6 protein-coding genes are annotated in these 6205 nt (G+C 45.3%); all 6 read left to right on the plus strand.

All coding sequences use genetic code 11. From position 1 onward, the window contains the following. The first annotated feature begins 220 nt into the window (after window positions 1-220). The 6 genes from FWJ59_RS07230 (at window position 221) to FWJ59_RS07255 (ending at window position 6111) form a co-directional block, all read left to right on the plus strand. Window positions 221-922: an arginase gene (locus FWJ59_RS07230; protein ID WP_414481279.1), complete on the plus strand. Its 702-nt coding sequence runs from the start codon at window positions 221-223 to the stop codon at window positions 920-922. 117 nt (window positions 923-1039) lie between these two features. Beyond that, window positions 1040-2521: an L-fucose/L-arabinose isomerase family protein gene (locus FWJ59_RS07235; protein ID WP_414481280.1), complete on the plus strand. Its 1482-nt coding sequence runs from the start codon at window positions 1040-1042 to the stop codon at window positions 2519-2521. A gap of 27 nt (window positions 2522-2548) precedes the next feature. After that, window positions 2549-3652: a GntR family transcriptional regulator gene (locus FWJ59_RS07240; protein WP_414481281.1), complete on the plus strand. Its 1104-nt coding sequence runs from the start codon at window positions 2549-2551 to the stop codon at window positions 3650-3652. Window positions 3653-3739: 87 nt separating this feature from the next. After that, window positions 3740-4321 (plus strand): 50S ribosomal protein L25, encoded by a 582-nt coding sequence (locus FWJ59_RS07245; protein WP_414481282.1) that lies wholly within the window; start codon window positions 3740-3742, stop codon window positions 4319-4321. A gap of 122 nt (window positions 4322-4443) precedes the next feature. Beyond that, window positions 4444-5574: a PRK06851 family protein gene (locus tag FWJ59_RS07250; RefSeq protein ID WP_414481283.1), complete on the plus strand. Its 1131-nt coding sequence runs from the start codon at window positions 4444-4446 to the stop codon at window positions 5572-5574. Window positions 5575-5685: 111 nt separating this feature from the next. Next, on the plus strand, window positions 5686-6111 hold the full coding sequence (locus FWJ59_RS07255; RefSeq protein WP_414481284.1) for a hypothetical protein: 426 nt from the start codon (window positions 5686-5688) through the stop codon (window positions 6109-6111). Window positions 6112-6205: the final 94 nt, after the last annotated feature.

The following is a 6205-nucleotide window of genomic DNA, read 5'->3' on the forward strand; positions in this document are numbered from 1 at the left end:
GTAAATTTAAATCAAGGTGCAGAAAGCCTTATATCTTATTATATCTCTCTTCTGAGCATGGAGAGGTTTTGCCGAGCTTCTGCTGAAAAATATTATTATCTTTCCAAATAGGCGTACACTTTATATTCGAAAAACTAGCAACTCTACCAGATAAAAATTATTGAAAGCAGCCCGCCGCCCCCAAAGACATTTGCTATTGGTCACGATTGGAGTGATGTCAATGTGCAAATGTCTTTTGAGCATTGATTGGGACTATTTTATCTGTTCTAAAGTAAAGGGTTACTCGTATATCGAAAATTCCAGAAATGTGCTCGATGTATGGTATAAGCGCTATTTTATGCTTAAGAGGCAAGGGAAAGCCCTTGAGGATTTATACAGCCTATCCCAGGAGGTAGGAGTTTTTTGGGAGAAAATCAGGCAAAAGTTCATAATTGATCCCAGCGTAAAAGTCTATATATCCGACTCTCATGTCCTTTCCTATTACGTTGCTCGGGATACCAGATGTGTTGTTGTTTACCTGTTTGATGCCCATGCCGATCTTGGATATGGAGGCTTGCGGTCCTTGAACTTTGAGCTTAACTGTGCCAATTGGCTGGGTAAGCTTTTGAAAGACGGGGTCATCCAAAAAGCGAGTATCGTATATAGTCCATACACTTTTGAAAAGCCGAGTGATTTTAAGGAAATCAATGGCGCATACAATGTGGAGTATATCAACTGGGAGAGCATTCCCCACGGTATGGAGGTAGCCGCGGTTCACATATGCAGGTCGGGGGCTTGGACGCCTCCCTGGTATGACGTTAAATTTTTGAAATTCGTTCGAGATTCAGGGCTGTCTAATTTGGAGTTTATAGACTTTACCCCCAGAAAATGGGACACCAGGCATGTAAGCCTGTCGCAGCAGATCAACTATATGCTGGCATAGATTATTTGAAATTTGCAGCCCCTTTTTACCCTGACTTTTGGACTTGTGCATACAAGTGGTACGGTGATATAATGATATCAAAAGGCCAGTAACCATTCAAAAGGGGGGTAATTTTGTATGACAAACATTCCTGAGGTAAAACTGGGCATTGTAGCGGTGAGCAGAGACTGCTTTCCGGTACAGCTCAGCCAGTCTAGAAGAAGAGCAGTAGTAGAAGCCTGTCGTCAAAAGGGCATTGCCATCACAGAGATTCAAACGGTGGTGGAAAATGAGAAGCATGTACTTAAAGCTTTGGATGAGCTTAAAACAGCGGATGTGAATGCGCTGGTTGTATACCTGGGCAACTTCGGGCCGGAGGGGCCAGAGACCATGCTGGCACAGAAATTTGGTGGTCCTTCCATGTTTGTGGCTGCAGCTGAGGAGACAGAGAACAACTTGATCGATGGCCGTGGCGACGCTTATTGTGGCATGCTCAACGCTTCATATAACTTGGGCTTGCGCAAGCTCAACCCATATATTCCCGAATATCCTGTTGGCACGCCCGATGAGGTCGCCGATATGATTGGGGAATTTGTGGATATCGCAAGGGTAATACTGGGACTGTCAAAGCTGAAGATTTTCACTTTTGGACCAAGGCCTCAGGACTTCTTGGCGTGCAACGCTCCCATAAAGCCTTTATACGATTTGGGAATAGAGATCATGGAAAATTCCGAGTTAGACCTCTTCGAATCCTTTAATCTACATGCAAACGATCCCAGGATACCGTCAGTGGTCAAGGATATGGAAGAGGAACTGGGAGAAGGCAATAAGCTTCCCGGCATCCTTCCCAAGCTGGCACAATACGAGCTTACTTTGTTGGACTGGATGGAGAAGCATATCGGTGCATCTGAATATGCCATATTTGCCAATAAGTGCTGGCCCGCGTTCCAGACTCAGTTCGGTTTTGTGCCGTGCTATGTGAACTCCAGGTTGGCTTCCCGTGGCATTCCGGTGGCATGCGAAGTGGATATATATGGCGCTTTGAGCGAGTACATCATTACCTGTGCTACGGGCATGCCGGCAACCCTTCTTGACATAAACAATACCGTTCCCAGGGACATGTATGAAAACAACAGGGATAAGTTTGGAGATTACAAGTTGACTGACCTTTTTATGGGATTTCACTGCGGTAATACCCCTAAGTGCTATCTAAAGGATGGTACTATGAAGTATCAGCTTATCATGCACAGGCTCCTCGAGCCGGATAAGGAACCCGATATAACGAGGGGGACCCTCGAGGGAACCATAAAATCCGGGGACATCACATTGTTTAGGTTGCAGGGCACGGCTGATTGCAAGCTGAGGTGCTATGTGGCCGAAGGTGAAGTAATTGACGTTGATCCCAAATCCTTTGGCGGCATTGGCGTGTTTGCTGTAAGGGAGATGGGCAGATTTTACAGGTATGTTTTGATTGGCAAGAGGTATCCGCACCACACTGGCGTTGCCTTTAAACATGCGGGCAAGACATTGTTTGCAGCCATGAAAATGCTGGGCATCGAGGAAGTGGACTTCAATCGGCCGGCTAATATGCTGTACAAGGATGAGAATCCATTCAAATGAAATAAAAGATGAAGCAGGTGTGATACTTTGTTCAAAGGAGACCAAAAGCCCAAGTATCAGCGCTTAAAGGAATATATAATAGAGACCATACAGCAGAAGCAGTTAAAGTTTGGTGACAGGATTTTTTCTGAAAATGAGCTGGCGGAGAGGTTTGGCATCAGCAGGCACACCGTTAGACAGGCAATTGGGGAACTGGTGAACGAAGGCTGGCTTTATAGGCTACATGGGAAAGGCACTTTTGTGGGTAATGGCCCCTATGGAAGAGGGAAAAAGATGCGTACCATAGGGGTCATTACCACTTATCTCAATGACTATATATTTCCGGCCATCATCTGTGGAATTAACAGCGTGCTGCTGGAACACGGCTACGATATGCTGCTGAGCTGCACCTATAATCAACATCGGATGGAGCGTTTGTGCCTGGAAAACTTGAGGAACCATTCCATTGCGGGATTGATAATTGAGCCCACCAAGAGCGCTTTGCCCAACCCCAATCTGGATTTGTATCAGGAGCTAAGGCGGAAGGACGTCCCCATATTGTTTATCCACGGTTGTTATGAGAATTTCGATGGCTCTTACGTGGTGGAGGATGATACCTGGGCTGGATATATAGCTACTAAACACTTGATTGAGCTGGGACATACCAGAATAGGTGGCGTGTTTAAAAAAGACGATATCCAGGGGCATTATAGATTTGCCGGGTTTAAAAAAGCCCATGAGGAAGCCGGGCTTGAAATTGCGCCTTCAAGGGTTTTATGGTTTGATACGGAGCAAGCTTTAAATTTTGAAAGCAGCATAATGGGGGACCTGATTTGTTTGCTCAAGGGATGTTCCGGCATCGTCTGCTACAATGACCAGATGGCCATCAAAATACTGGATGTATTAAGGGGAATGGGATTGAGCGTCCCCGAAGACGTTTCTCTCGTTAGCTTTGACGATTCGCAGCTTGCAGTGGCTTCTGAGGTCAAGCTTACCACCGTGGCGCATCCGCAGGAAAGATTAGGCCAGCAGGCAGCAAAGGCCTTGATCGATATGATTGAAGGTAGGCAAAAGCGCTGCAGCATAAAAATGCGACCTGAGCTTATTGTAAGAGGAAGCGTTAAAAAGGTGAGCGAGATGGCGAAGGTATAATAATGGAAGCTGTTGCTAATCCATACGAATAACTCCTTTGTATTTTAATAGACAGCAATGTTTATTAAAATAAAAGGAGGGGATGGTATGAGAGAAGCAACGCTTACCGTTTTGCCGAGGGATGAAAAGGGAAAGAAGGCAAGAAGGGAAGGCTTTATTCCAGGTGTCATTTATGGCAAGGGAATGGAAACCTTACCCGTCAAATTTGTGAAGCGCGAATTTTTAAAGGTTTTGAGGGAACATGGAGCAAGGCCGAGGGTTAAACTGCTAATGGGCGATCAAGAGAAGATGGCTCTGGTTAAATACGTAGATAAAGAGCCCATTACGGGTGAGGTGCTTCATGCCGACTTGCAGCTGGTGGCTGCAGGGCAAAAGATCACCTGCGATATACCCATCAGGTTTATAGGACGTGAAAGGTTAAAATCAAAAGGCCTCATACTTCAAGTTAATATAGACAGCATAAACATTACAGGAGAAGCATCAGTCATTCCCGAGTACTTTGTAGTGGATGTTGGCGATAAGAATTATGGCGATGCTGTGACGGTTGAAGACTTAAACATTCCCAGCGAAATACAGATAAACGATCCGCCAGAGGATGCCATAGCCGTTGTAACGGCAGCCGAGGATGAAGCCTCCGAAGAAGACAATGAGGCTGGTGCTACCAACTGAAGAGAGCAACGCTCAGATTAGCGTTGCTCTTTTTTAATTTCCTTAAGCCTATCATATGCGGTTAATCCAAAGCATATAATACCAAAAGGAGCGACATTCACTATGAGGTGGGAGGAATATTTGTGAAGTCAAAGCCAAGTATAAGGTGTATGTTTGCCGGCAGTAATACGTCCATGGGGTTTGTGAATTTCTTTGGGGAAATACTAGAGGCCAATACCAACAGGATATTCATAATAAAAGGTGGACCGGGGGTAGGCAAGTCTACATTCATGAAAAAGATTGGCCAGGATTTACTTGATAGAGGATATAACGTTGAATACTTTTATTGCTCCTCTGACCCCGACTCCCTCGATGCTGTGGCAGTACCCAGTTTAAAGGTGGCCATAATGGACGGTACGGCTCCACACGTGATGGATCCAAGGTATCCAGGCGCTGTGGATGAGATCATCTATTTTGGCGACTACTGGGATGATGATGTGCTGGTGGCCAATAGGGAGTACATAATAGAATGTACAAATCGAATAAAGGACCTGTTCAATATGGCATACAGTAAGCTAAAAGAAGCCCAAATTGCTTATGACGAATGGAAGGGATACGTTAAAAGGTGCGTGGACAGGACTGAGTATCAGCGGTATGCCAACTTGCTCGTGGGAAAAATGTTTAAGAATTTTGATGTTTTGGGCAAGGAGGGCAGAGCAAGGCATTATTTTGCCTGTGCAATTACTCCATCCGGCATAAGGGATTATGCCGAGACACTGCTAGCGCCCGGTATGAATGTATATCCTATTTACGGTGGCCCGGGTTCGGGAGCCAAAGAACTGCTGAGAAGGGTGGCACACATAGCCGAGTGGCAGGGCTTTTATACCGAAAGATCGCACTGTCCGATAGAGCCCGAAGATCTGGATATGGTGATCATACCCGACCTTAACGTTGCCGTCATCAACATATGGGAGCCCTTCCGGAGCGCCGTGCCTAAAGATGCGGGAATAAACCTTCAAGAAGGCTTAGACCTGTCAGCGTGTTTTAATGAGGCAAAGCTGGATGAAGAGAGCAGAAGGGCTTTATCAAGCTCCCGTGAAAGGTTTTTGGGACTGCTCCATCAAGCCATGAATGACATTGCACAGGCCAAGGCTGTTCATGATCAGCTGGAGACCTACTACATCTCAGCCATGGATTTTGAAAAAATTGAACAAGTTCGCCAGCGGATTGTTCAGCGCATGCTAAAGTATGGAAAGGGCTGCTTAAGCCCTTAGTTCTATACAATTTTATGCCTATTTTTTGTGACGCTTTTTCTATGGTAACCCCGCCGATGATGTGGTATAATATAACCAAACCCTAACAAAAAATTACGGGAGGCGGTTAACATGATACATTTTATTATTGGCCCGAGGGGAAGCGGCAAGACCAAAAAGGTGATTGAAATGGCAAATCGGGCCATCGAGCAAATCAAGGGGAATGTGGTGTTTATCGACGGGGATTATCGGAAGATAACGGGACTGAAGTACCAGGTACGGTTCATCAACGCCAAGGAGTTTGACCTGAAAAATTTAAATGTGCTGTACGGTTTTTTATGTGGGATCATTGCGAGGGATTACGATATCGAGCAGGTTTATATTGACGGGGTAATTGAGGATTTAGGGGGAGATGTAAAGAGTATAGAGAACTTTGTATCGGATGTGAAGAAGCTGTCAGATAAATTCAATATACAATTTGTGATCACCATGAGCGGCACTCCCGAAAGCGTGCCTGTTTTCCTAAAAGAATATATGTTAGAAGAATGTATAGCGTAAAGAGGGCTTTAAGTAAACTTACAGGAAAACAAGGTACCTTAGCCGAGGGAAAGCCCTTGGCTTTCTTTTTGATGATGCCTCCCGTACTTTATGA

The organism is Caldicoprobacter sp. (genome assembly GCF_047459465.1).
GTDB lineage: Bacteria > Bacillota > Clostridia > Caldicoprobacterales > Caldicoprobacteraceae > Caldicoprobacter.

Bases quoted from the DNA above. Each gene is read 5' to 3' on its own strand.
- FWJ59_RS07230 (WP_414481279.1), top strand. From the start codon at position 221: ATGTGCAAATGTCTTTTGAGCATTGATTGGGACTATTTTATCTGTTCT.
- FWJ59_RS07235 (WP_414481280.1), top strand. From the start codon at position 1,040: ATGACAAACATTCCTGAGGTAAAACTGGGCATTGTAGCGGTGAGCAGA.
- FWJ59_RS07245 (WP_414481282.1), top strand. From the start codon at position 3,740: ATGAGAGAAGCAACGCTTACCGTTTTGCCGAGGGATGAAAAGGGAAAG.
- FWJ59_RS07255 (WP_414481284.1), top strand. From the start codon at position 5,686: ATGATACATTTTATTATTGGCCCGAGGGGAAGCGGCAAGACCAAAAAG.